Here is a 20841-nt window from a genome sequence, read left to right as displayed (position 1 = left end):
CGAAGTTCAGCGCTTACGCAGCCGCTGGGTTTTCCTCGCGCAAGGCCACGCCGTAGCGTTTGGCGAAGCTTTCGAGCTGGCCCCGGAGCACGGCGCGGCGGCGGGTGCCTTTCACCTCGCGCATGTTCAGCACATGGATATCACCGTCTTTGAGGCGCACCCGCAGCTGGCGGGGCATGAGTTCAAGCAAGCTCATATTCTCGGCGGCAAATACCTGCTTGGGGCGAAACAGGCCCGCCTTGTGCACCAGGTAGCCGGGCGCAAACTCGAAGTAGCTCTGCGTACCGAACACCGGGGCATTATGTACCAGAATAAAACCCAGATACAGCACGCACCCCGCCAGAAAAACATAGTTCAGCCAGTAAAAATCCTGGCTGCTGGGCGAGTTGCGCAGCATCAGTACGGCATAGAGTATGGCAAAAAGGGCCAGTGAAACCTGCACTCCAAACGAGAGGCGGGAGGAGTTGGCCGGGCGTAAGCGAATGCGGGTAGTACCAGTGGGCATGGAGCAAAAGTAGGTAAGAGTTAAAAGGTATAAGTTAAGAGCTGGCAAACAGTCTGGCTAAGTGCCAACCTCTCAACTCTTAACTCATAGCTTTTAACTCTTAGCTCAATTTAGCTGCCAGGGTCATTTCGGGCACCGCGCTCAATACTTTTGATACCGGGCAGTTGGCCTTGGCAAACTCGGCGTGCTTCTGAAAGTCTTCAGGCGTGATGTTACCGCCGGTTACTTTTCCCTCGGTGCTCACGTGAATCTTGGTGATAACCGGCGGGTTCTGGGAAGGGTCCAGGGTCACGGTCGAGGTGGTAGTAAGGTCTTCTACCGTGTGGCCGTGCTGCGCCAGCACAATCGACAGAAACATGGTGTAGCAGCCCGCGTGCGCCGCCCCGATAAGCTCTTCCGGGTTGGTGCCTTTCTGGCCTTCGAAGCGCGAGCCTACCGAATAAGGGGCTTCGACTACGCCACTTTTGGTGCTGATAGTGCCGTGGCCTTTGCCATCGCCCTGCCATTGCGCTTTGCCAAATTGATTAATCATGAGGAGAGTAAGAAAATGAGGAAAAAAATAACTGCCGGCACTCAAGCTGGCAGCAGTGATACGGGCGCAAGGCTACAAAGATTTGTGCAGCTTTTGCAAGTGTAAAGCTAGACAAAATAACCAAGCCGACCCACAGCTTATCCAGCTGGTGCCGCTAAAGCTTACCCCGCAGCCTCTTGCCTTGGCGCAAAAACCACCTTGCCGCGGGTGGCCAACCTATTTTTGCCTTTGATGGGACTAAAAGCCGCCTTGAGCCGCCCGCTGGCGGCCTACACTGTGCACCGCTACCGGCAGTGGCAGCGCCACCCGGCCGCCACGCAACTGCACCTGCTGCGCGAGCTGACGCGCACCGCCGCCGGTACGGCCTTCGGCCGGGCGCACGATTTTGGGGCAATCCAAACGCCCGCCGACTTTGCTGCCCGCGTGCCCGTTCGCGACTACGAGGCTCTTAAGCCGTATTTCGACCGGGTAAAAGCCGGGGAGCCCAACGCGCTTTGGCCCGGCCGGCCGCTGTACCTGGCCAAAACCAGCGGTACTACCAGCGGCGCCAAGTATATCCCGATTACCAGGGCCAGCATCGGCAACCATATCAATGGGGCAAAAGATGCGCTGCTGCACTACGTAGCCGCCACCGGCAAAGCGCGCTTTCTCGATGGCCGGCTCATTTTTCTTTCCGGCTCGCCCGAGCTGGAAAGGGTAGGCAGTATTCCGACCGGCCGGCTTTCGGGTATCGTCAATCACCATGTTCCGGCGTACTTGCGCCGCAATCAGCTGCCCAGTTATGCTACCAACTGCCTCCAGGATTGGGAAACCAAGCTCGACGCGATTGTGGGCGAAACGCTGGGGCAAAAAATGACGCTTATATCTGGTATTCCGCCCTGGGTACAGATGTATTTCGACCGCCTCACTGCCCGCACCGGGCGGCTGGTGGGCGAGATTTTTCCGGCGTTCGACCTCTTTGTCTCGGGCGGCGTGAGCATGGAGCCCTACCGCGCCCGCCTGCTCGAAAGCATCGGTCGGCCGGTCGATGGCATCGAGCTGTTTCCGGCCTCTGAGGGCTTTCTGGCGTTTCAGGACCAGCCCGGCAACCCCGGCCTGCTGCTGCGCCTGGACAGCGGCATTTTCTTCGAGTTTGTGCCCGCTGGGCGCTTTTTTGAAGAAAACCCGCCCCGACTTACCATTGCCGAGGTCGAGTTGGATAAGCAGTACGCCGTTGTGCTTACTTCTAATGCCGGGCTATGGGCCTACTCGCTCGGCGATACGGTGCGCTTCGTTGACCTGCACCCGCACCGCGTAGTAGTGACGGGCCGCATCAAGCATTTTCTTTCGGCTTTCGGCGAGCATGTCATCGGTGAGGAAGTTGAAGCGGCCTTGCGGGAAGCAGTGCGTCAGCATCCCGAAACGGAGGTAACCGAGTTTACTGTGGCCCCGCTCGTGAGCGAGGACAAGACTCAGCCCTCGCGCCACGAGTGGCTTATCGAGTTTGCGCAGGCCCCGTACGACCTGGCCAGCTTTGGGCGGCCCTGGATGCCAATCTGCGTCAGCGCAATGCCTACTACGACGACCTGCGCCAGGGTAGTATCCTGGTGCCGCTGGTGCTGCGCGCGCTGCCGGCCGGGGCATTTCAGCGCTATATGAAAAGCGTGGGTAAGCTGGGTGGCCAGAATAAGGTGCCCCGGCTGGGCAACGACCGGGCCCTGGCCGAAGGCCTGCTGCGGATGTAATATATTATAATTAATATATTTAAAATATAATGAAAATCAAAATATTTTTGCAGGGCAACACCACCGGCTAACGAACCGTATAGCGTGTTGATAGTGTGCAACTGCCGCACTTTCTTTTCCACGTCAAACATTCCATTTAGTATGAAAGCTGCCCAAACTCTGCTACTTGCTGCCTGCGCCATTTGCCTGAGCATCGTTGCGTTTGCCCAAACTACGCCTAGAACCGGAACATCCTCTACCGGCTCCGTGATGGAAAACGGAACCGTAACCATCCCCCGGCCGCTGAATCAGTCGGGCTCCAACGTTAACAATCCCGAAAGCATCGCCGTGGATGGCACTATGGGCAACAGCGCCAATCTGAGCGGTCAAAAAAGCGCCCATAGCCGTAAAATGCACAAAGACAAAGGCTCTATGTCGGACGGCAAAACGAAAGTGAAAACCAAAATGTAGCCCGTGCGTTGCCCTTGAGGCCAGGCGCCCCCGAAAAGGCGATTACCAGCAGTGGTAATCGCCTTTTTTATGCAGTGTTTGCTCCCTGGCAGAGCCAGCCACTTTTTTGGTAAGTGTTGCTTGGCGAGTAGCTTGCGGTGGCGGCCAGGTCCAAGTAATTTCCGGCGGCTGCCTAGCGCATGGAAATTTCGTACTCCGCCGTCACTGAAACTGCGGCGCCAGCCGCCAGCCTCACCAGCAAAGACCTGGCCCCGGTGCCTGCCGCCGCCCGCACCTGGGGCACCTGGAACTACGCCGCGCTCTGGATTAGCATGAGTCTGTGCATCCCCACCTACATGCTGGCCAGCTCGCTCATTCAGGGCGGCATGAACTGGTGGCAGGCGCTGCTGACTATCTTTCTGGGCAATGCCATCGTGCTCGTGCCCATGCTATTGAATGGCCGGGCGGGTACGCGCTACGGTATTCCGTTTCCGGTGTTTGCGAGGGCCAGCTTCGGCGTGCTGGGGGCTAATGTGCCGGCCTTGCTGCGGGCGGTTATCGCCTGCGGGTGGTTTGGCATTCAGACTTGGATTGGCGGCTACGCCTGCTACCAGGCTGCCGTGCGCTGGTGGCCGGGGCTGGGCACGCTGCCGGCCGTTTTCCCAGCCAGCTGGGGCTGGCCACGGGGCCAGCTAGTACGTTCTTTCTATTCTGGCTGCTGAATATGGGTGTGGTGTACCTGGGCGTCGATAGCATTCGCAAACTCTTGGTATTTAAGGCATTTTTCCTGCCGGCCGCCGCGCTGGCGCTGCTGCTGTGGGCCATCTCGGCCGGCCACGGCCTGGGGCCGATTCTGGCGCAACCCTCGCACTTCACCACGCCAGGCGGCTTCTGGAAGTTCTTCTTTCCCTCGCTTACTGGTATGGTCGGCTTCTGGGCCACGCTCTCGCTCAATATCCCTGATTTTACGCGCTACGCCACCAGCCAGCGGGCGCAGCAGGTGGGCCAGGCGCTGGGCCTACCCCTGCCGATGACGCTGTTTTCGTTTGTGGGCGTGGCCGTTACCTCGGCCACGCTGCTCATCTACGGCACCACCATCTGGGACCCGGTAGTGCTGGCCGGCCGCTTCGAAGGCCGCTGGCTCGTGACAGGCGCTATGCTGGCTGTGGCGCTCTCCACCCTGGCCACCAACATCGCCGCTAACATCGTGAGCCCCGCCAACGACTTTGCCAACCTCGCGCCGCAGCGCATCAGCTTCCGGATGGGCGGCTATTTCACCGGCATCGTGGGCCTGCTCATCTTTCCCTGGAAGCTCATCGCCGACCCAAGCGGCTTCATCTTTACCTGGCTGGTCGGCTACTCGGCGCTACTAGGCCCCATTGGCGGCATCCTCATTACCGATTATTATTTGCTGCGCCACCAGGAATTATCAGTGTCCGACTTATACCAACAGGAGGGTCGCTACACCTATAAGCGCGGCTTCAATCCAGTGGCCCTCGTGGCGCTGGTACTTGGTATTCTGCCTTGTGTACCCGGCTTCCTGGCTGCCATTAGCGTGTTCGACAAAGCGGCCGTGTGGCCCTGGCTGCTGGAAGTATATAATTACGCCTGGTTCGTGGGCTTCTTCGTGGCCGGTGGGGTGTACTGGGGACTGATGCGTGCACAAGGACTTAACTCACTGGCGCGAGTTTAGGCGAAATAAGCATCAGCACTAACTTAGGCGCAGTGCGTCAATAAATACAGTCGCTTAATCTTTCGTTGTTGAAAAAGCCTAACCAGGCGCATGGCCACTGATGCCTTAGTTTCAGCAGCAATGGATACATAAATGAGAGTTGACTGACTGATTAGCTTCAGCGAAAGTGCCATAGCACTTTCAACGCAGTCCAGTAACTGCGCTTTCGTCAACTCCCTCCCATAGAACCACTCGTTTGCGCGATGCATGTGGTGTTTCCGCCTTGCCGCTAGAGCGGCATTGGAGATACAACCTCCACCAGTAAAAAAGGCACGAGCTACGCTGCGCTAAACTCGCGCCAGCTTACAGGCCCGGTGCCCGAGGCTGTAGCCTGACGGCTAAGACAGACGTATATTTCAGCATCATGCCTCCCATTACTGACCTTTCGTAACTCGACCTTACGCAGTCCTACACCTACGCCGACTACCTGAGCTGGCGATTCACGGAGTATGTCGAACTCATAAAGGGTAAGATACTCCGCAAAATGTCTGCTCCCACATCGGAGCATCAACAAATCGCGTCTAATCTTCACGGAGAATTATATGGATTTTTGAAACACCGGCCCTGCCAGGTATTTTCCGCGCCCTTCGATGTGCGGCTGCTGCGCAGCACTGGTAACGGCGATGCCCAGATTCAAACGGTGGTGCAACCGGATATCAGCGTCATCTGCGACCGCACTAAAATCGATAAGCGCGGCTGTCTATGTGCTCCCGACTGGATAATCGAAATCGTGTCGCCCAACTCGCTGGTACTCGATACGCGCACCAAATTTGACATCTACGCCGAAAATGGGGTGGGCGAATATTGGATTGCCTTTCCCGGTGAGCAAACCATTGTGGCGTATGCGCTCTCCGCCGAAGGCCAATATGAGCCTCTTGGTACCTACGCTGAGCCGGGGCTTATGCAATCACATACGCTACCAGAGCTAGCGGTTGACTGGAAGGATATTTTTGAGGAAGCGAGATAGAGCGGTTGCACCTTAAGCGCTGGGGTAATAGCGTGGCACAAGTTCCGCTATACTCGCGCCAGGTTAAAGGTTATTTTTCGTGCTATAGCAGCTTAAGGTAGCACACGAGTTGCGGGTAGTTTAAGCAGTACGCTAAAGGTTTACTTACGCCAGCTCAAACTGCAACCGCAGCAAATTCGCATAGAGCCCGCCCTCACGGTCGCTCAACTCTTCGTGGGTGCCGGCTTCCACGATGCGGCCGCCGTCGATAACCAGGATTTTATCGACTTTCCGAATCGTAGACAACCGGTGGGCGATGATGAGGCTGGTGCGGTTCTGCATCAGCTCATCGAGGGCACCCTGCACCAGCTTCTCGCTCTCGCTGTCGAGCGACGAGGTAGCTTCGTCCAGAATGAGGACCGCCGGGTTTTTGAGGATGGCGCGGGCGATGGCCACGCGCTGGCGCTGCCCGCCAGAGAGCTTGATGCCCCGGTCGCCGACCACCGTATCGAGGGTCTCGGGAAAAGCGCTGATAAACTGCCAGGCGTTGGCCCGGCGGGCGGCTTCGATAATCTCCTCGTCGCTGGCGTTGGGCTTGCCGTAGGCAATATTCTCGCGGATGGAGCCGCCGAAAAGCAGCGTTTCCTGCGGCACAATGCCGATGTGGCGGCGCAGGCTGGTGAGGTCATAGGCCGCCACGTCGTGGCCATCGACCAGGATACGGCCGCCGCTGAGCGGGTAAAACTGCATCAGCAGGCCGGCAATGGTGCTTTTGCCTGCGCCGCTGGGCCCGACGAGCGCGATTTTCTCGCCTGCCGCAATGTGAAAGTCGATATCCTGCAGCACCGCAATGTCGGGCCGGGTAGGGTAGCGGAAAACTACGTGCTCGTAGCGGATGTCGCCCTGAATCTGGGTCGGCACGAGGCCGGTGGCCGGCTCGTGCAGCGTTGGCTCGGGCGTTTCGTCGAGAATTTCGAGGATGCGCTCGCTCGCGCCCAGCGTGCTCTGCACTTTGCCATACAGCTCGCCCAGGCCCGCCACCGACGCACCGATGAAGGCCGTGTAAATGATAAACGACACGAGCTGGCCAATTTCGAGGTGGCCGGGGCCGGCCGTATAGACCAGCGTAGCGCCGCGCCACAGCACCAGAATGATACCGCCAAACAGGCCGATAATAACGAAGGATACGAAACCGCCGCGGTACAGATTGCTTTGCAGGGCGGCCCGCACCACCTTGTTCAGCGACACCTGGTAGCGGGCAGTCTCAAACCGCTCGTTGGTAAACGCCTTTACCGAATTGATGGCCTGCAAGGTCTCTTCTACAATGGTGTTGGTGTGGGCCAGCTCCTGCTGAGTCGTCTTGGCTAAGGTCCGGATTTTTCGCCCGAATAGCCCGGCCGCCAGCACAATGGGCGGAAACGTAACCAGCATAAACAGCGATAGCTTTACCGACACCAGCATAATGAAGGTAATACCGCCCAGCAGCGTAAATACTTGCCGGAACAGTTCCGCCAGCGTCAGCGAAAACGTATCCTGAATCTGGGCCACGTCTGAGGTAATCCGCGACGTAATGGCTCCCACGCGGTTTTGCTCGAAAAAGGGGATGGGCAGCTGCACAAACTTGGCGTAGAGCGCCTGCCGGATGTCGCGCACCGTAAACTCGCTTACCTGCGTGAAAAACCAGATGCGCCCGAACGAGAAAAAGCCCTGGCACACAATAACCAGAAATAGCAGCAGCGCAATACGGTTGATATCCAGCGTGAAGCCGCCTGGCAGCGATACGGCCTTGTGGTTGGCCGCATCTACCAGCTTACCCGCTACCCACGGAAACGCCATAAACGTGCTGCTGCTGAGCACCAGCATCAGCAGTCCCACCATAAACTTGGCCCGGTAGGGCAGCACGAACTTGAAAATCCGCAGGCTGCGCTTAAGCGACTCTTTATTTACTTTCGGTTTGGGCAGGTCGGCGGTGACGTCGCTGCCGCTGGTATTCATTCCACTACGGGCCATAATTCAATCGGGCCGGCGGGAGCCGGCTTGCGTATTTACTCAGACGCAAACAAGTCAAAATTGCTTTGAGTTACTCGCTTAAACTTTCACTAAAAGAACGTCATGCTGAACGCAGTGAAGCATGACGTTCTTTTTTTATCGGTTAACGGGGTCAGTGTGTTAATTCAGGCCCGGCGCGTCCTTGGCCGAGTGGGGCACTTTGCGGTTATTCTCAAACTTCACCACGCCCGAATTGTCGAACGGCACGGGCACCTGCACTAGCACCGGCACCGGCACGCCTCGGCGGGTAGCGGGCTGCCAGGCGGGTAGCGTTTGCACCACGCGCAGAGCTTCGGCGTTGCACTCAGGCGTTAGGCCCTTGGCAATCTTGGGGTTGCTGAGCTTGCCGTCGGTACCCACGGTGGCCGTTACAAGCACGTCGCCCGTGACGTGGGCCGCTTTGGCCTTATTCGGAATCTGCACATTCTGAGTGAAGAACTCGCCCATCGCCTCCTCGCCGCCGGGGAAAGTAGGCGGGTGGTCGGGGCGATTTTCTGCCCCGCCACCGGCTTGCAGCTGCATGTTGCCCGGCGAGAGCACAATAGGAGCCTTGGCTGGCGCGGGCTTGGTTTGGGCCAGTGCGGCCAGCGGTGCGGCAAGTACTAAAAAAGCGGGAAGAGAAAGACGCATAGATTTTTTAAGTGCAACTACTGCCGGCGGCTGACAATGACAGGACAATATGGCGCCGACCAACTCAGGACAAACTAGCTGCCGCTTCGGTTCGGTCGGCGGGCCGCGAAATCAGGAGTAAACCCAGGTAAATAAGCGCCCCGTTGAGCAGCAGGATTTCAAAGCCGAACTTGTAGCCATTCAGCCACTCTACCGAGTGCGTGACGATGAGCAGCGTGAGGCCCACGCCGGCCACGCAGGTAGGCAGCACCAGGCCGTCGCGCAGCCGCCGGCTGGTGAAGATGCCAAACGCAAACAGCCCCAGCAGCGGCCCGTAGGTGAAGCCAGCGGCCTTGTACACCGCATCAATCAGGCTTTGCTCGTTGAGGGCGCGAAAGATGAGGATGATGACAATCAGCACCCCCGACCAGCCCAGGTGGGTGAGCTGCCGCAGCCGCGTCTGCCGCGCCTCGGGGTACTTTTTAATATCCAGAAAATCGACGCAGAACGAGGTCGTCAGGGCCGTCAGGGCCGAGTCGGCCGAGGCGTAGGTAACCGCGATGATGCCCAGAATAAAGATGATGCCCGCCGCCAGCGAAAACTGCGTGGTGGCCAGAAACGGGAAGACCTTGTCGGTATCGAGCGTGCCTTTGGCATTGAGCAGCTGCGGCAGGTGGGCCAGGTCGAGGCCGCGCGCGGCGGCGTATTGGTAGAGCAGCACCCCCAGCGTGAGAAACAGTACGTTGACGCTGACGATGACCGGCGTAAACCAGAACAGATTCTTCTGGGCCTCGCCGAGGCTGCGGCAGCTCAGGTTTTTCTGCATCAGGTCCTGGTCGAGGCCGGTCATCACGATGGTGATAAACATGCCCGAGGCAAACTGTTTCCAGAAAAATTTGTCGTCCCGAAAATCGGAAAAATAGACCTGCGACATCGGGCTTTCGCGCACCGAGTGGATGAGCTGCTTGAAGGAGTAATTCAGCGCATCCGACATAAAGTAGATGCTCAGCCCCACGCAGCTCAGCATGGCCATCGTCTGGAAGGTGTCGGTCCAGAGAATGGTTTTTAACCCACCTTTAAAAGTATATAAATAGATAAATAATATACTTACTACCACCGTAATGCTGAACGGGACGCCCATTGAATCGAACACGGCCAGCTGCAGCACGCCCGCCACTAGGTAGAGCCGCAGCGCCGAGCCCAGCGAGCGCGAAATCAGGAAAAACAGCGCGCCGGTTTTGTAGCTCCAGTAGCCAAAGCGCTGCTCCAGGTACGAGTAGATGCTCACCAGCTGCAAGCGGTAGTAGAGCGGCAGCAGCACAGTGCCAATGACCACGTAGCCCGCCACAAACCCCAGCGCCACGGCCAGGTAGCTCCAGCTTTTGCCATACACATTGCCCGGCACCGAGATAAACGTGACGCCCGAGAGCGAGGTGCCAATCATGGCGAAGGCCACCATGTACCAGGGCGCGTTGCGATTAGCGATAAAAAAGCTTTCGCTGGTAGCCTTGCGTGACGTGAGTACCGCGATGATAATCAGCACGGCGAAATAGCCGGCAATCAGGCTTAAAATAAGGGTAGGCGACATACCCCGCAAAGGTACTTCACCTGCTCACCTGCACACGCTTTATTCCCACTCGCGCCAGCGCAGCACCTCGCCCACGGCGGGCGCGTGCAGCGCGGCGCGCAGCATACCACCGGCCGCCACTTCCGAGAGCAGGCGCAGGGGCTCGGAGGCCGGCTCGTCGCTCAGGTCGAAGGTGCCGTAGTGCATGGGCACGACGTGGCCGGCGCGCAGCACGTTGGTGGCCTTGGCCGCCTCGTGCGGGTTTACGTGGCTCTGGTGCATCATAAAAGGCGGCTTGTAGGCGCCGATGGGCATGAGCACAATATCGAGCGGCCCGAATATTCTCTCAATCTCTTCGAAGTGGTCGGCATAGCTCGTGTCGCCCGCAAAGTAGATGAGCTGGTCTTCTGTTTTAATCAGGAAGCTGCCCCACAGCACCTGGTTCAAATCGAACAGACCCCGCCGGTGCCAGTGGCTGGCGGGCAGGTAATAAATTTCGAAAGGCGCGTCGGGGCCGAGGTCGTATTGCTGCCACCAGCCGGCTTCCTGCACCGGCAGCGCAGGGGCCATGCTATGCACCAGCTTCGCCATGCCCAGCGAGGAGAGCACGCTCAGCTGCGGGTTTTGCCTGGCCACCAGCCGAACGGATTGCTCGTCGAGGTGGTCGCGGTGCCCGTGCGAAAGTAGTAAATAATCTATATTGCGTACGTCCTCGGGCCGGCAGGGCAGCGCGTGGCGATGGCGCAGGCCCAGCGACGAAAACAGCACCGGGTCGAAGAGCAGGCTCACGCCCCGATGCGCAGCAGAAAGCAGGCGTGCCCCAGCCACACCAGCATATCCTCGGTCGAGAAAAATGCCTCGGCGCAGGGCACGACGCTGGGAGCCCAGGTGTCGCGCATTTTCTCCTCCTTCTGCGGGTTGGCCGTTAGCTGCCAGCGTAGCACGGTGCTGAGCTTAGGCTCAAACAAGGCCTCGCCATTGCAAAACTCCCGGCCGATGAGCTTATTGCCGGCGTAGCCGGGGCGAATGGTACGCAGCGCCTCGTTGCGGCGGTACTGGATGGGAGCAGACATAAAGGCAGAGAAAGCGGGCGGCACGAATCGGCCGCAAAGTTGTTAGTGTACTGTCAGTATCGGCCAAAGTTCGTAAGTTGGCCGCTGCAATGTTCTTTCAGTTGCCTAATACCTTTTTTCATGAGCGACAATCAGTTTTTGCCGGACCGTAACCGGTCATCCTCTTACCAGCTCTCGGCCGAAGAGGCGGCCCGCATTCAGGCGCAGTTTTTTGCCCAGGTGTATGGCTGGATGGCTGCCGGCCTGGCCCTCACGGGCGGGGTGGCGCTGTTTGCCGCGGGCTCGCCCGCGCTGCTGAACATCATCTTTGGTACCCGCTTCGTGTTCTTTGGCCTCATCATCGCCGAGCTGGTGCTGGTAGGCTTCCTGTCGGCCCGCATCTTCCAGTGGAGCCGCAGCCAGGCGCAAGCCGCCTTTATCGGTTACGCGCTACTCAATGGCCTCACGCTGAGCGTCATATTTTTGGCTTATACGGCCGACTCTATTGCTTCTACGTTCTTTACCACCGCCCTTATGTTTGGGGTGATGAGTGCCTTCGGCTACTTCACCAAGGCTGATTTGTCGGGCTGGGGCAAGCTGCTGAGTATGGCTGTTATCGGGTTGGTTATTGCGCTGGTAGTGAATATGTTTCTGCATAACTCGGCCCTTAATCTGCTTACCTCTTTCATTGGCGTTATCCTCTTCACGGCCCTGGCCGCCTACGATACCCAAAAGCTGAAGCAGCTGGCCTTCCTGGGCGTAACCGAAGGCGAGGAAGTGCATGATAAAGCGTCCATCCTGGGTGCGCTCACGCTGTACCTCGACTTTGTGAACCTGTTTCTGTTCCTGCTACGCTTTTTCGGTCGTCGTCGCTAAGCTCTTACGAGGCGAGTTAACAAAAAAGTCCTGGCTGTATATTCAGCCAGGACTTTTTTATGCGTCCATAAGCTGCCCGCCGGCTACTTGGCGGCGCTGGCCAGCCAGGCGGCCCGGCTCTCTTTTTGGGTCGGAGTAGCCGTCATTTTATCGACGCTTTCCATGGGCTGCACCTGCACGTTGGTGTCCTCGGTAAGCACTACCTGCACATTGCGCTCCACGCCGGCGCGGTTGCGCACCCGCACTGGCACCAGGTCGGCGGGTGTATGGCGGCGCATAATGCCTTCGAGGGTCGCCATATCGGAGATTTTCTCGTTGTCGAGCATTACAATCTGGTCGCCACGGTCAATGCCTGCTTTGTAGAGGCCCGAGCCGATAGTGGTATTGCGGCTCAGAATGCAGCGGCCTTCCTCATCAAACTCGACCTGGCGGGGTAGGGCGGCGGCCAGCGCCTTCACCGGCACCACGGCCAGGCCCATCGTAGCCAGGTTCTCGCCAAAGCGCGGGGCCTCGCGGCCGTAGATGTAGCGCCGGAAGAACGAGCCCGCGAAGGCCGTATCCTTGGCCACAGTGCCCAGCACGCGCTGCAAATCGGCTACCGTATAGGCATTCACCGGCGCCAGAGCGGGCGTTTGGGGCTTGCCAAACTCCTGCCACATGGCCTGCATGTACTTGTCGAGCGAAGTATGGTAGCGCTGGCGCAGCTGCAAGTCGAGGCACAGGGCCAGGCCCGCACCCTGCACGTAGTACGAGAGGTAAGTATTGTTGCGGTTGGTGGGGTCGAGCGACACGGCCGCATCGGTAAAAGCCGCCTGCCGGCTCATTTCCACGGCCGAGGCGTAGCGCGCGCCAGGCGAGTTGAGGCGGGCATTTACCCAGGAGCTGACTTTGTCAAAAAATTGCTCGTCGTCGTAGAAACCAGCCCGGCGCAGTACCAGCTCGCCGTAGTATTGGGTAAAGCCCTCGCCAAACCACAGCGCGTCGCTCATGTTTACGCGCTGAAAGTCAAAAGGCTCCAGGCCCTGCGAGCGGATACGCTCGGTATTGTACGAGTGAAAAAACTCGTGCGATAAGGTACCCAGATTATGCAGCGCCCCTTCTTCGCGCAGCGGCAGCGGCGAGGTGAGCGAGGTGGAATTGCGGTGCTCCATGCCGTCGCTGCTGGCCTGCGGCAGGTAGTCGGCCAGGAAGGTGTAGCGGCCGAAGTCGAACTGCGGATACTCGCCGCCATAGACGCCGGCGGCCTCACGCACCACCTTCTGCGCTTTTTTTACGAAGGCATCCACTTCAGTGGCGGTGCCGTTGTAGTAGGTTGCCATCTCAAAGTTGCGCCCGCCATCCTGCCAGGCGTGCAGAAACTGCGGCGAGCCCAACACCGTGGGGCTGTCCATAAAATACTGGAGGTTAGGCGCGGTAAAGGTTGCCTTGTCCTCGCCGCCGGGCCGCAGCTGGGTCGCCACTTTCCAGTTGGCAGGCAGCTCAAACTTCACTTCGGCCGGCCGGTTTTCGAACCCTTGCGCATAGCAGAAAACCGCGGGCATATTCAGGTGCGCGTGCTGCTGGTCGATGCCCGCAAACGTGCCATCGGTGCGGTCACCGTAGAGCGTGTAGTTGAACTGTACCGTGCCGTCGGCTCCGGCTTTCACTTCCCAGGAGTAAGGGTCGGGGCGGTTGATGGCTAATAGCTTGCCCGCGCCGTCGGTAGCCACGGTATAATAAACGTTCTTCACAAAGTCGTGCAGCGCGTAGCGGCCCGGCGAGGAGCGGGCCATGCGCACCAGCAGCTTTTGGCCGGGCGTGAGGCCTGCAAACGTAGCGGCCACCCGTGCCTCGTGGTGCACCGCATTTGGAAAAGATACGGCATAACGCACCGCCGGGCCGGTAGCCGCCCCTTGCGCCAGAGCCAGCCCAGGCAGTAAGGCCAATGCCAAACCGGGTAATACCTCCCCGCGAAGAAGTTTTTTCATAAAAACCAGTTGAATAATGCTAATGTGTATTCCTAATGCCTCAAACACAGTTTAAGGCAATGCAAAGTAAGTAGGAAACAAGCTCTAGCAATCGGTTTCGGGGTTAGCCTATTGGGCTGGTCCAGGGCTAGCCTGTAGAACGAGGCTGGCTATTGCGCCCCCGTAAAAGCGCTCTTCCCAGGTCGGGCGCAGGCCCAGCGCAGCCAGGGCCGCGGGCCAGGGCGGCATGCGCCGGGCCTGCAGGCCGATAGTCAATCTGAAAAACCAGTACATGGCTTGAATAAGCCAATGATGCCAGCCGCGCCGGGCGGGCGGGAAATCAGTAACCAGCCAGGGGCTTTTGGCCGGCGGGCCGCTTGCAGGCGAGCCAGCGCGGCGGGGAGTGCGTCCTCGGTAAAGCAGTCGAGCACAAAAAAAGTCAGAATACCATCAAACTGCTCGCCGGGAAGCAAAGCTGCCTCCGTACCCTGGCGCAGCTCTACGGTTGCGCCGGAGGGGGCGGCCACCGCCGCAGGCGAGCCTCGGTGCGGGCCAGCATGGCCGCCGACACTTCCAGATACAGCACCTGCGCCTGCGGGCGGAGCTGCCATATTTCGCCCAGTACCCAGCCCGAGCCGCCCCCAATACCAGTAGGCGCGGGGCGGGCCCCGGCGGCAGGCCCGCTACCAGCGCTGCCCGCTGCGCCCGGCGCTGCGCGCCGCCAAATACCAGGCCCGCCAGCCAGTCGTAGAAGCCCGCTACCGGCCCGAAGTCGGGGTCGGGGTGGTCGGCCGGTAAGGGAGAGGAAGGCAAGTCGGGCATCGGAGCGCGGGTTAAAAGTGAGCAAAGTGGGTACGAATCTCTGCAGTTGCCGGCCAAAAGCAGTTTCGCAGAAAAAAAATAGGCGCGCAAGTAGCTGAGAAACAATTTTTGGACTGGCTCCCAAGCTGGCCCAGCACTAAAAAAATAGGGCTAGGCTTGCACCAAACCAGCCGAGCAGGCTATCTTTGCACCATCAAAAGCCCCGCTGCTAGAGCGAGCCAGCTTTTGAGCTTCGAAATGCGCTTGTGGCGAAATTGGTAGACGCGCTGTCTTCAGGCGGCAGTTCCGCAAGGTGTGAGAGTTCGAGTCTCTCCGAGCGCACGATTTTTTCGGCGAAAAGCCAGCCCCCGCAATGGGCTGGCTTTTTTGTTTCCTGGTAGTGCTGCCCCTTATCGCCGGACCGTCAGCCAGCTCAGACTGTATTTCGTTCAAAACAGTTTTCTGTTAATTGCCCGCCATGCCTGCTCCTGGTGCCCACCCAATGTTTCTGCCGCTGCTGCAACGCCTGCCCGGCGGGCCGGGCTGCTCACCGCCGAGGCCGTTTTTGGCGCGGTGTTGTTTGTGCTGGCCTTTGGGTTGTTTTTTTACCTGACGCGGGTAGTATTTCGTGAGCATTCGCAGGTATTCGACAACTGGGGGTTTGCCCAAATGGATGCGCTGCGGGCCGCTGCGCCGGGGCTGACGTGGTGGGTGTTTAAGCTGACGTTTTTTGGCTCGGTGCTGTTTTTTGTGCCGGCCAGCCTGCTGGTACCACTGGTGCTGTACCGGCGCGGCTACGGCCGCTACGCCGTCGAGCTGCTGCTGTCGATGGGGGAGGGCTGGCGCTTAATGAATTGCTGAAGGCCTGGTTTCACCGCGACCGGCCTACTACGGCCCTCATCTACCAGTATGGCCTCAGCTTTCCGAGCGGCCATGCCATGATGAGCATGGCCTACTACGGCTGCCTGGCCTGGCTGGCGGTGCAGCACGGCGGGCGCTGGGGCTGGGCTACTCTGCTGATTGGCTGGAGCGTGCTTATCGGCCTCACCCGCGTGTACTTACACGTGCATTACCCCACCGACGTAGTGGCCGGCTTCGCCGGAGGCGTAGCCTGGCTGGTGCTGCTGCGAACGGGTATCCGGCTTTTTTGGAAAGAAAATAAGAAGCTGTCGAGCAAGCAGGCAGGTGAGGCGGCGGTTAATATATAATAAATTTTAATATATTATAAATTTATTATATTATGGCGGCATATAACAGTAAATGGTAGTGCGGACTTAGTATTCTGCATTTGGAATATTGACCTGGCTGGTGCCGAAACGCGAACTATAAAGTCCGCGCTACCAGCATCTCATTTCGCTACTAACCTTATATTCAAATTGTTGTGCTAGTAGCCTGACCCAAACGACATTTTAGAGCGGTTCGCGGGCTGGTGCACAGCTTGGCTGGGGCGGGCTGCCCGCCCGGTACACCTACTTGGGTACTGCGCTAGAGGCTTACCACTACTTTTTGGCTTGCTGCCAGTGCCTGGCCATTCACATCCTGCGCCTGGAGGAAGTACAGGCCCGGCGCCAGGCTGCCGATATCAAGCTGCGTGTACTGCCGGAAGCGAAGCTGCCGAACCGGCCGCCCCGTAGCATCGAGCAGGCGCAGATATACCTCTACCTGCGGGTCAGAAAACTGGACGTGCAGCGTGTGCTGCGCTGGCAGCGGCCAGGCGCTGAGGGCAGCGGTAGCCAGTCTGCCGGCTACGGCTATAACGGGCGAATAGGTAACAGCTCCGTCGATAGCTAACTGCTGCAGGCGATAATAAACGCTAGTGCCCGGCGCCGTAGCATCCACGTAGGCATAGCTGCCCGGCTGCGTAGCGTTGGCGTGGCTGGGCACAAAAGCTATCGTCTCGAACGCCTGTGCTGGTAGGAGCTGGCGCTGCACTGCAAAGCCCTGGTTGCTGGTTTCAGTAGCCGTCTGCCAACTCAGGCGCACGCTGATAAGGCCCTGGCGTTGGGCCGTCAGGCTGCGTAGCACTACCGGCAGCGGCGCAGCATTAGTTACCTGCTGAGGAAAAAGCTGCACGGCAAAGTCGGAGGCCTGCGCGAACGTGAGCTGGAGCTGTTGGCGGGCGCCGTCGTAGCTCCAACTGGCCAGGCCAGAGCCCGTTACGCTGAGGGGAGGGCTAGTGAGCGGCAGTGTAAGCGTCGTAGCGCGGCTCACGCTGCCATCGTAGCGAGTGCCGGTCGTCTTTTGCCAGCTCAGCGTAGCCCGATTGGCGGCCTGCACCACTAGTAAATTACCGACGTACAGTGCCGTGCCTTGTTGCAGGAAGAGCTGGGCGAAATCGCCGGCGCGAGTAGCCGAATAAAAAGTAAACTGCCCGTCGGCCCGCACGGCCTGGGGCAGCAGGCCACTGTTGTCGGCTTGCAGCACAGTATCGGCCTGGGCAAAGGCAATATCAGTAAACGCCGCGCCGGTGCCAGCCAGGGCGGCCGTAGCCCCGCCACTCGTAGTAGTGAAGCGAAGCTCGCGGCTGGTGTAGGGGTAGAGCGCCGCCAGAAACTGGGTTTGGGCACTGCCGCTCTTCTGCACCAGTAGCGTAGTGTGGTTTTCGGTGGTGTTGTACGTGGTTTCGTGGATGTTAGTGGCCGTGGTGTACGTACTGGCGCCCCGGTAGCGGTAACATGAGCCAGCAGACTTACGCCGTTTTTTTGCCACGTGCCCTCGTGGGTAGCCAGGCTGTCGGCAAACGTGCCGGTGGCGGCCGAACCCCCAGCCAGGCCGGCGCCATGCAGCTGCCAGGTGTAGGTATGCGGGGCGGTGGCGCTCACGGCATCGGCCAGCAGATAGTACGAATTGCGCACAAACAGCGCCTTGCGCACGATACTTGCTCCCTGGTAGGTAGTTTGCACTTCGCCATAGGCCAGCTGCGCGGTCTGTAGCGGATGCTGCACCGTGCTCATGGTAGGACTACCGGCCCCGGCCGTGCCAATGGCCGGCCCGGCCCCATCTACGAGCACCAGGTTGTGATTACCAGCCTGGCCAACCTCAGCCCGGCGGTCGTAGCTCAGATAGCCGGGGTCGAGGGCCAACTCCTGGCCGTAGGCATACAGCAGAAAGCTGCTGGCATCGCCCTGGCTATGGCCACCGCTGTTGGCCTGGGCCAGGCCACCGCGCCCGTACAGGTGCAGGTAGGAAGCCAGCGAGTCGTTGCCCGAGCGGAACAGCAGGTTGCCGCTGGCCGGCATGGCGGTCAGGGTAGAATGCGCAGGTAGCATCGGCACCAGCGCCGCGGCCAGGTAAGCAGCTCGCATATCTACCGTTATATCGCGCAGCTGAGCGGTAAGCGAGTTCATCGGGCTGCCTGTGAGCTTGCTAAGTGCCAGGGGCTGCACGTATCGGGCCTGGCCGGTAAGGGCCAGCTCGGGCATAGCCATATCTACGTATGAGTCTTCGAGGGCCGGCAGGCGGCCGTCGGGGAGCGTAATGGCCGTTAGCCAGTCGTAGAGCAGGGCATATTTGGGGTCAAAATAGGGGTTGCGGATGGCGTGCGTGCTCGTGCCGAACGTGTACGGCTGCCGCCCATCGGGCAGAAAGTGCCCCATTGCCCGGAATAGAGGCAGGCAGTTGAGCAGCGCATACTTGCAGTAATAAGGCCCCTCGGCGTAGCCGGCTACCTGCGTCGAGTCGGACTGCCGCTGCGCATCGCGCCACAATACATTGTCAATGTTATATAGTCCGGCTCCTGCCCAATTGGCGGGTTGCTGGGTAGGGTCGGAGCTGCTGGCCTGGTTCAGCACGATGGCCGCCATGCCCAGGGCCGCGGCAGTCATGAGCGTATGGTTGTTTTTTACCTGCCCATAAAAGCTGTAGGGCCCGAGCGGGGTGGTCGACTGCTTGTACAGATTGCCGGCAAATGCCTGAAGCTGCGCTTGGCTTGCCGACAGCGTTTGGGCAGCTATGCCGGCCCCGCGCAGCAGGTCATAAGCTATCAGGTAGTCAATCAGCTCCTTGGAGCGCCACTGCCATTCCGTATAAGGGGTGGTGCCCGACCAGGTAGCGAATACCTCCACGTTGGTATTGATACTTTCGAGCAGGCTCTGCGTGGCGGCAACCAGGGCGGTGCGCTGGGCCGGGGCCAGGGTATCGCCGGTGGGCTGGCGGCCCATCAGCACCACAAAGGCGGCATTTTTGGCAAAGGTGGCCCGGCTGCGCCGCCCGCTCGTCGAGGTGTTGTCGCTCGTGGGGCTGCCCTGCACATCGCCGTACAGGCCCGTGTATAGCGCCTGGGCACTGCCGGCAGCCAGGCTGGCCCGCACCGATGCTAGCTCGCTGGCTTTAAGCAACGTGCGGGGGTACGAGAGGTCGGCCCCGGCTGGCAACCAGCTGCCGGCCTGGGCACAGGAGTTGCCGGCTGCCATCCAGCAGCCCAACAGCAACAACAAGCGGAGCCACTGCATCAGGCGGCCGCGTAGGGAGTAAAATAAAAATCTGCCAGCGGCCCGATAGCAGGCCACTGGCAGAGAACTAGCACATAGATAGTGGAAAGGGTATATTGCTCAGGCATCGAGTAGCGCGTACAGTACTCACAGCTGCCTTACATAAAAGCCACACTAATTGCAGCGTTAGAAGGATAAGCTGACTCTACTGTAAATAGTAAAAAAATAATTGTACTTACAAAGGTAAAGTCTACTTGGCTTAGCGCTGTTATTTTAGATTAAATACTGAGAAAGTCACAAAATTATCTTCCTCAACTCTAATTCAAGGGTTTCTGCAATAGTTGTGCCCTATTGGGGATATCCTTGCATAAATTGGATTTATACCATATGACTTGCGTAGTAGTTCGTGCACGGTCTGACTGCGGGCATAAACATGAACGAGGCCATTGCCAGGACGAATCTCTACGCTGTTTCCGTATCTATCAACTTGGCAAAACGGGTAGCCAACTGCCCGAAGTGGCGAATACTTCAAACTCAGCCTGCTTCTCGCCGAACAGACCTTTTTATGTTGTCTCTACCACAACTTGAGCTTGCTACTCGCTATGGGTCCGCAGTATTGTTAAAGCTCCTTTTTTAGGTTGATTATGGGTCCTCTATGTCACAATTTACTTATAATTCAGGATAAATGAAAGCTAATTTATAAGCTATTTAAAACTCAAGTTGCGGACTATAAGCCGACTTGGTCGAGCGTGTGGGCAAAGATGAAGAGCGCGATTTTTAAGGCAAAGCCAGCGGCCGTCACGGCGTGAATCTGCTTGGGAAAGCGGGCGGTGAGCTGACTAAAACAGGTTTCGATGCTCTTGCGAAAATACTGTATCAGCAAGCGTTGCGCCGGATGATGGGGCCGTTTGCTATCCTTACGACGGGCGGTTTGCTGCTGGCTCCCGCTGGCCTCGTTGAACAGGTCTTCGGCCAGGTAATCCGTGTAGCCGGCATCGGTGTAGAGCACGCTGCCGGCGGGCAGGTCCAGCAGCAGGCCGCGCCGGCCGGTTTGCTCCGACTCGGCCCCGGCGTGAATATAGAACTCGACGGGCAGGCCGTCGCTGGTAGCCACGACCTGCACCTTGAGGCCGTAAAACCAGCGGCGCTTGCTGGCACAACGGCCGTGATAGGCCTTGCCCGTCAGTAGCTTACAACGTGGAATGCGCGACCCAAATGCTTAACACGCATTTTGTGGCACACGGCCACCGGAAAGGAGTCCAGCACGTAACGGGCTTCGGGGTGTAGGTGTTTGAGCACCTCGCCCACCAGGGCGAAAAGGGCGAGCAGCGTATCGGTGAGCGCATGCAGGCGGCGGGTGAAGCCGCTCTTATCCAACCGATTCTGACCCCAGTGCTGCGCCATGTAGTGCTTGGCTACGACCAGATTGCCGCCGAAAAAACGGGCGGCCACCAGGGCCGTGGTCAGCACCTGGGCATCGGTCAAGCGCCGGCCCGATGCCGGGGGAGCGTGCCAGCAGGGCGGGTAAAATGAAGTAAATCATCGAGTACGCACTACATTGCAACGGTCTGTTCGCGCATGGTCAGTAGGGATTTGGGAGGTCAGAGACCCAAACCTAGCCTGTTCACGCCGAACAGACTTTT

At 58.9% G+C, this 20841-nt stretch carries 21 protein-coding genes, 1 tRNA gene and 1 pseudogene; 9 read left to right on the top strand and 14 right to left on the bottom strand.

Translation table 11 applies throughout. From position 1 onward, the window contains the following. Positions 1-13: 13 nt before the first annotated feature. On the bottom strand, positions 14-505 hold the full coding sequence (locus tag GKZ67_RS10015; protein ID WP_173242157.1) for a hypothetical protein: 492 nt from the start codon (positions 503-505) through the stop codon (positions 14-16). Between the two features lie 100 nt (positions 506-605). Beyond that, positions 606-1037 (bottom strand): OsmC family protein, encoded by a 432-nt coding sequence (locus GKZ67_RS10010; protein ID WP_151088937.1) that lies wholly within the window; start codon positions 1035-1037, stop codon positions 606-608. Between the two features lie 231 nt (positions 1038-1268). Between GKZ67_RS10010 and GKZ67_RS10005 the strand changes: the two are divergent. From GKZ67_RS10005 to GKZ67_RS09990, 5 genes and pseudogenes are all read left to right on the top strand, one after another. Beyond that, positions 1269-2761 (top strand): annotated as a pseudogene (locus GKZ67_RS10005) (GH3 auxin-responsive promoter family protein). A 249-nt stretch (positions 2762-3010) separates the two neighbouring features. Beyond that, on the top strand, positions 3011-3211 hold the full coding sequence (locus tag GKZ67_RS10000; RefSeq protein ID WP_173242156.1) for a hypothetical protein: 201 nt from the start codon (positions 3011-3013) through the stop codon (positions 3209-3211). A 179-nt stretch (positions 3212-3390) separates the two neighbouring features. Beyond that, the gene (locus GKZ67_RS23405) at positions 3391-3912 is read left to right on the top strand and encodes a cytosine permease (protein WP_254245191.1); all 522 of its coding nucleotides are present in this window, start codon (positions 3391-3393) and stop codon (positions 3910-3912) included. A gap of 2 nt (positions 3913-3914) precedes the next feature. Then, a complete protein-coding gene (locus GKZ67_RS23400; RefSeq protein WP_254245190.1) occupies positions 3915-4883 on the top strand; it encodes a cytosine permease in 969 nt (322 codons plus the stop codon). A 523-nt stretch (positions 4884-5406) separates the two neighbouring features. Further along, complete coding sequence (locus GKZ67_RS09990) at positions 5407-5889, top strand: Uma2 family endonuclease (protein ID WP_173242155.1); 483 nt, start codon at positions 5407-5409, stop codon at positions 5887-5889. 144 nt (positions 5890-6033) lie between these two features. Here GKZ67_RS09990 and GKZ67_RS09985 read toward each other — a convergent pair whose 3' ends face one another. From GKZ67_RS09985 to GKZ67_RS23395, 5 genes are all read right to left on the bottom strand, one after another. Beyond that, positions 6034-7878: an ABC transporter ATP-binding protein gene (locus tag GKZ67_RS09985; RefSeq protein ID WP_254245189.1), complete on the bottom strand. Its 1845-nt coding sequence runs from the start codon at positions 7876-7878 to the stop codon at positions 6034-6036. A 159-nt stretch (positions 7879-8037) separates the two neighbouring features. Then, a complete protein-coding gene (locus tag GKZ67_RS09980; protein ID WP_173242154.1) occupies positions 8038-8547 on the bottom strand; it encodes an energy transducer TonB in 510 nt (169 codons plus the stop codon). A gap of 64 nt (positions 8548-8611) precedes the next feature. Continuing rightward, complete coding sequence (locus tag GKZ67_RS09975; protein ID WP_173242153.1) at positions 8612-10114, bottom strand: sodium:solute symporter; 1503 nt, start codon at positions 10112-10114, stop codon at positions 8612-8614. Positions 10115-10153: 39 nt separating this feature from the next. After that, positions 10154-10882 carry an MBL fold metallo-hydrolase gene (locus GKZ67_RS09970; protein ID WP_254245188.1) on the bottom strand — a complete coding sequence of 243 codons (729 nt, stop codon included), beginning with the start codon at positions 10880-10882 and terminating at the stop codon, positions 10154-10156. Further along, a complete protein-coding gene (locus GKZ67_RS23395; RefSeq protein ID WP_254245187.1) occupies positions 10879-11166 on the bottom strand; it encodes a hypothetical protein in 288 nt (95 codons plus the stop codon). Before GKZ67_RS23395 ends, GKZ67_RS09970 begins: the two co-directional genes overlap by 4 nt. 120 nt (positions 11167-11286) lie before the next feature. On the opposite strand from GKZ67_RS23395, the gene GKZ67_RS09965 reads away from it, so the two are divergent. Then, entirely contained in the window at positions 11287-12021 is a 735-nt protein-coding gene (locus GKZ67_RS09965) for a Bax inhibitor-1/YccA family protein (protein WP_173242152.1), read from the top strand. 83 nt (positions 12022-12104) lie between these two features. Here GKZ67_RS09965 and GKZ67_RS09960 read toward each other — a convergent pair whose 3' ends face one another. From GKZ67_RS09960 to GKZ67_RS09945, 4 genes are all read right to left on the bottom strand, one after another. Beyond that, on the bottom strand, positions 12105-13988 hold the full coding sequence (locus GKZ67_RS09960) for a M61 family metallopeptidase (protein ID WP_173242151.1): 1884 nt from the start codon (positions 13986-13988) through the stop codon (positions 12105-12107). A 108-nt stretch (positions 13989-14096) separates the two neighbouring features. Then, positions 14097-14243 (bottom strand): hypothetical protein, encoded by a 147-nt coding sequence (locus GKZ67_RS09955; protein ID WP_173242150.1) that lies wholly within the window; start codon positions 14241-14243, stop codon positions 14097-14099. Beyond that, positions 14240-14494: a hypothetical protein gene (locus tag GKZ67_RS09950; protein ID WP_173242149.1), complete on the bottom strand. Its 255-nt coding sequence runs from the start codon at positions 14492-14494 to the stop codon at positions 14240-14242. The genes GKZ67_RS09955 and GKZ67_RS09950 overlap by 4 nt, the downstream gene beginning before the upstream one ends. Beyond that, the gene (locus tag GKZ67_RS09945; protein ID WP_173242148.1) at positions 14467-14814 is read right to left on the bottom strand and encodes a class I SAM-dependent methyltransferase; all 348 of its coding nucleotides are present in this window, start codon (positions 14812-14814) and stop codon (positions 14467-14469) included. The genes GKZ67_RS09950 and GKZ67_RS09945 overlap by 28 nt, the downstream gene beginning before the upstream one ends. A gap of 214 nt (positions 14815-15028) precedes the next feature. Between GKZ67_RS09945 and GKZ67_RS09940 the strand changes: the two genes are divergently transcribed. The 3 genes from GKZ67_RS09940 (at position 15029) to GKZ67_RS09930 (ending at position 15976) form a co-directional block, all read left to right on the top strand. Continuing rightward, positions 15029-15110 (top strand) — tRNA-Leu (locus GKZ67_RS09940). 231 nt (positions 15111-15341) lie between these two features. Then, positions 15342-15629, top strand: a complete 288-nt coding sequence (locus GKZ67_RS09935) for a hypothetical protein (RefSeq protein ID WP_173242147.1) — start codon at positions 15342-15344, stop codon at positions 15627-15629. After that, on the top strand, positions 15623-15976 hold the full coding sequence (locus GKZ67_RS09930) for a phosphatase PAP2 family protein (RefSeq protein WP_173242146.1): 354 nt from the start codon (positions 15623-15625) through the stop codon (positions 15974-15976). The genes GKZ67_RS09935 and GKZ67_RS09930 overlap by 7 nt, the downstream gene beginning before the upstream one ends. A 1071-nt stretch (positions 15977-17047) precedes the next feature. On the opposite strand, the gene GKZ67_RS09925 is transcribed toward GKZ67_RS09930, so the two are convergent. The 3 genes from GKZ67_RS09925 to GKZ67_RS09915 all read right to left on the bottom strand — a co-directional run bounded on the left by GKZ67_RS09925 (position 17048) and on the right by GKZ67_RS09915 (position 20683). Further along, positions 17048-19219 (bottom strand): heparinase II/III family protein, encoded by a 2172-nt coding sequence (locus GKZ67_RS09925; protein WP_173242145.1) that lies wholly within the window; start codon positions 19217-19219, stop codon positions 17048-17050. 706 nt (positions 19220-19925) lie between these two features. Beyond that, positions 19926-20384 (bottom strand): transposase, encoded by a 459-nt coding sequence (locus GKZ67_RS09920; RefSeq protein WP_254245236.1) that lies wholly within the window; start codon positions 20382-20384, stop codon positions 19926-19928. Then, positions 20381-20683 (bottom strand): hypothetical protein, encoded by a 303-nt coding sequence (locus tag GKZ67_RS09915; RefSeq protein ID WP_173242144.1) that lies wholly within the window; start codon positions 20681-20683, stop codon positions 20381-20383. The genes GKZ67_RS09920 and GKZ67_RS09915 overlap by 4 nt, the downstream gene beginning before the upstream one ends. Positions 20684-20841 lie beyond the last annotated feature (158 nt).

It is taken from the genome of Hymenobacter sp. BRD67 (assembly GCF_013256425.1).
Classification (GTDB): Bacteria; Bacteroidota; Bacteroidia; order Cytophagales; family Hymenobacteraceae; genus Hymenobacter.
Note: the sequence above shows the minus strand (reverse complement) of the source record. Positions and strands in the feature narration are given on the sequence as shown.

Bases quoted from the DNA above. Each gene is read 5' to 3' on its own strand.
- GKZ67_RS10015 (WP_173242157.1), bottom strand. From the start codon at position 505: ATGCCCACTGGTACTACCCGCATTCGCTTACGCCCGGCCAACTCCTCC.
- GKZ67_RS10010 (WP_151088937.1), bottom strand. From the start codon at position 1,037: ATGATTAATCAATTTGGCAAAGCGCAATGGCAGGGCGATGGCAAAGGC.
- GKZ67_RS10000 (WP_173242156.1), top strand. From the start codon at position 3,011: ATGGAAAACGGAACCGTAACCATCCCCCGGCCGCTGAATCAGTCGGGC.
- GKZ67_RS23405 (WP_254245191.1), top strand. From the start codon at position 3,391: ATGGAAATTTCGTACTCCGCCGTCACTGAAACTGCGGCGCCAGCCGCC.
- GKZ67_RS23400 (WP_254245190.1), top strand. From the start codon at position 3,915: ATGGGTGTGGTGTACCTGGGCGTCGATAGCATTCGCAAACTCTTGGTA.
- GKZ67_RS09990 (WP_173242155.1), top strand. From the start codon at position 5,407: ATGTCTGCTCCCACATCGGAGCATCAACAAATCGCGTCTAATCTTCAC.
- GKZ67_RS09985 (WP_254245189.1), bottom strand. From the start codon at position 7,878: ATGGCCCGTAGTGGAATGAATACCAGCGGCAGCGACGTCACCGCCGAC.
- GKZ67_RS09980 (WP_173242154.1), bottom strand. From the start codon at position 8,547: ATGCGTCTTTCTCTTCCCGCTTTTTTAGTACTTGCCGCACCGCTGGCC.
- GKZ67_RS09975 (WP_173242153.1), bottom strand. From the start codon at position 10,114: ATGTCGCCTACCCTTATTTTAAGCCTGATTGCCGGCTATTTCGCCGTG.
- GKZ67_RS23395 (WP_254245187.1), bottom strand. From the start codon at position 11,166: ATGTCTGCTCCCATCCAGTACCGCCGCAACGAGGCGCTGCGTACCATT.
- GKZ67_RS09965 (WP_173242152.1), top strand. From the start codon at position 11,287: ATGAGCGACAATCAGTTTTTGCCGGACCGTAACCGGTCATCCTCTTAC.
- GKZ67_RS09960 (WP_173242151.1), bottom strand. From the start codon at position 13,988: ATGAAAAAACTTCTTCGCGGGGAGGTATTACCCGGTTTGGCATTGGCC.
- GKZ67_RS09925 (WP_173242145.1), bottom strand. From the start codon at position 19,219: ATGCAGTGGCTCCGCTTGTTGTTGCTGTTGGGCTGCTGGATGGCAGCC.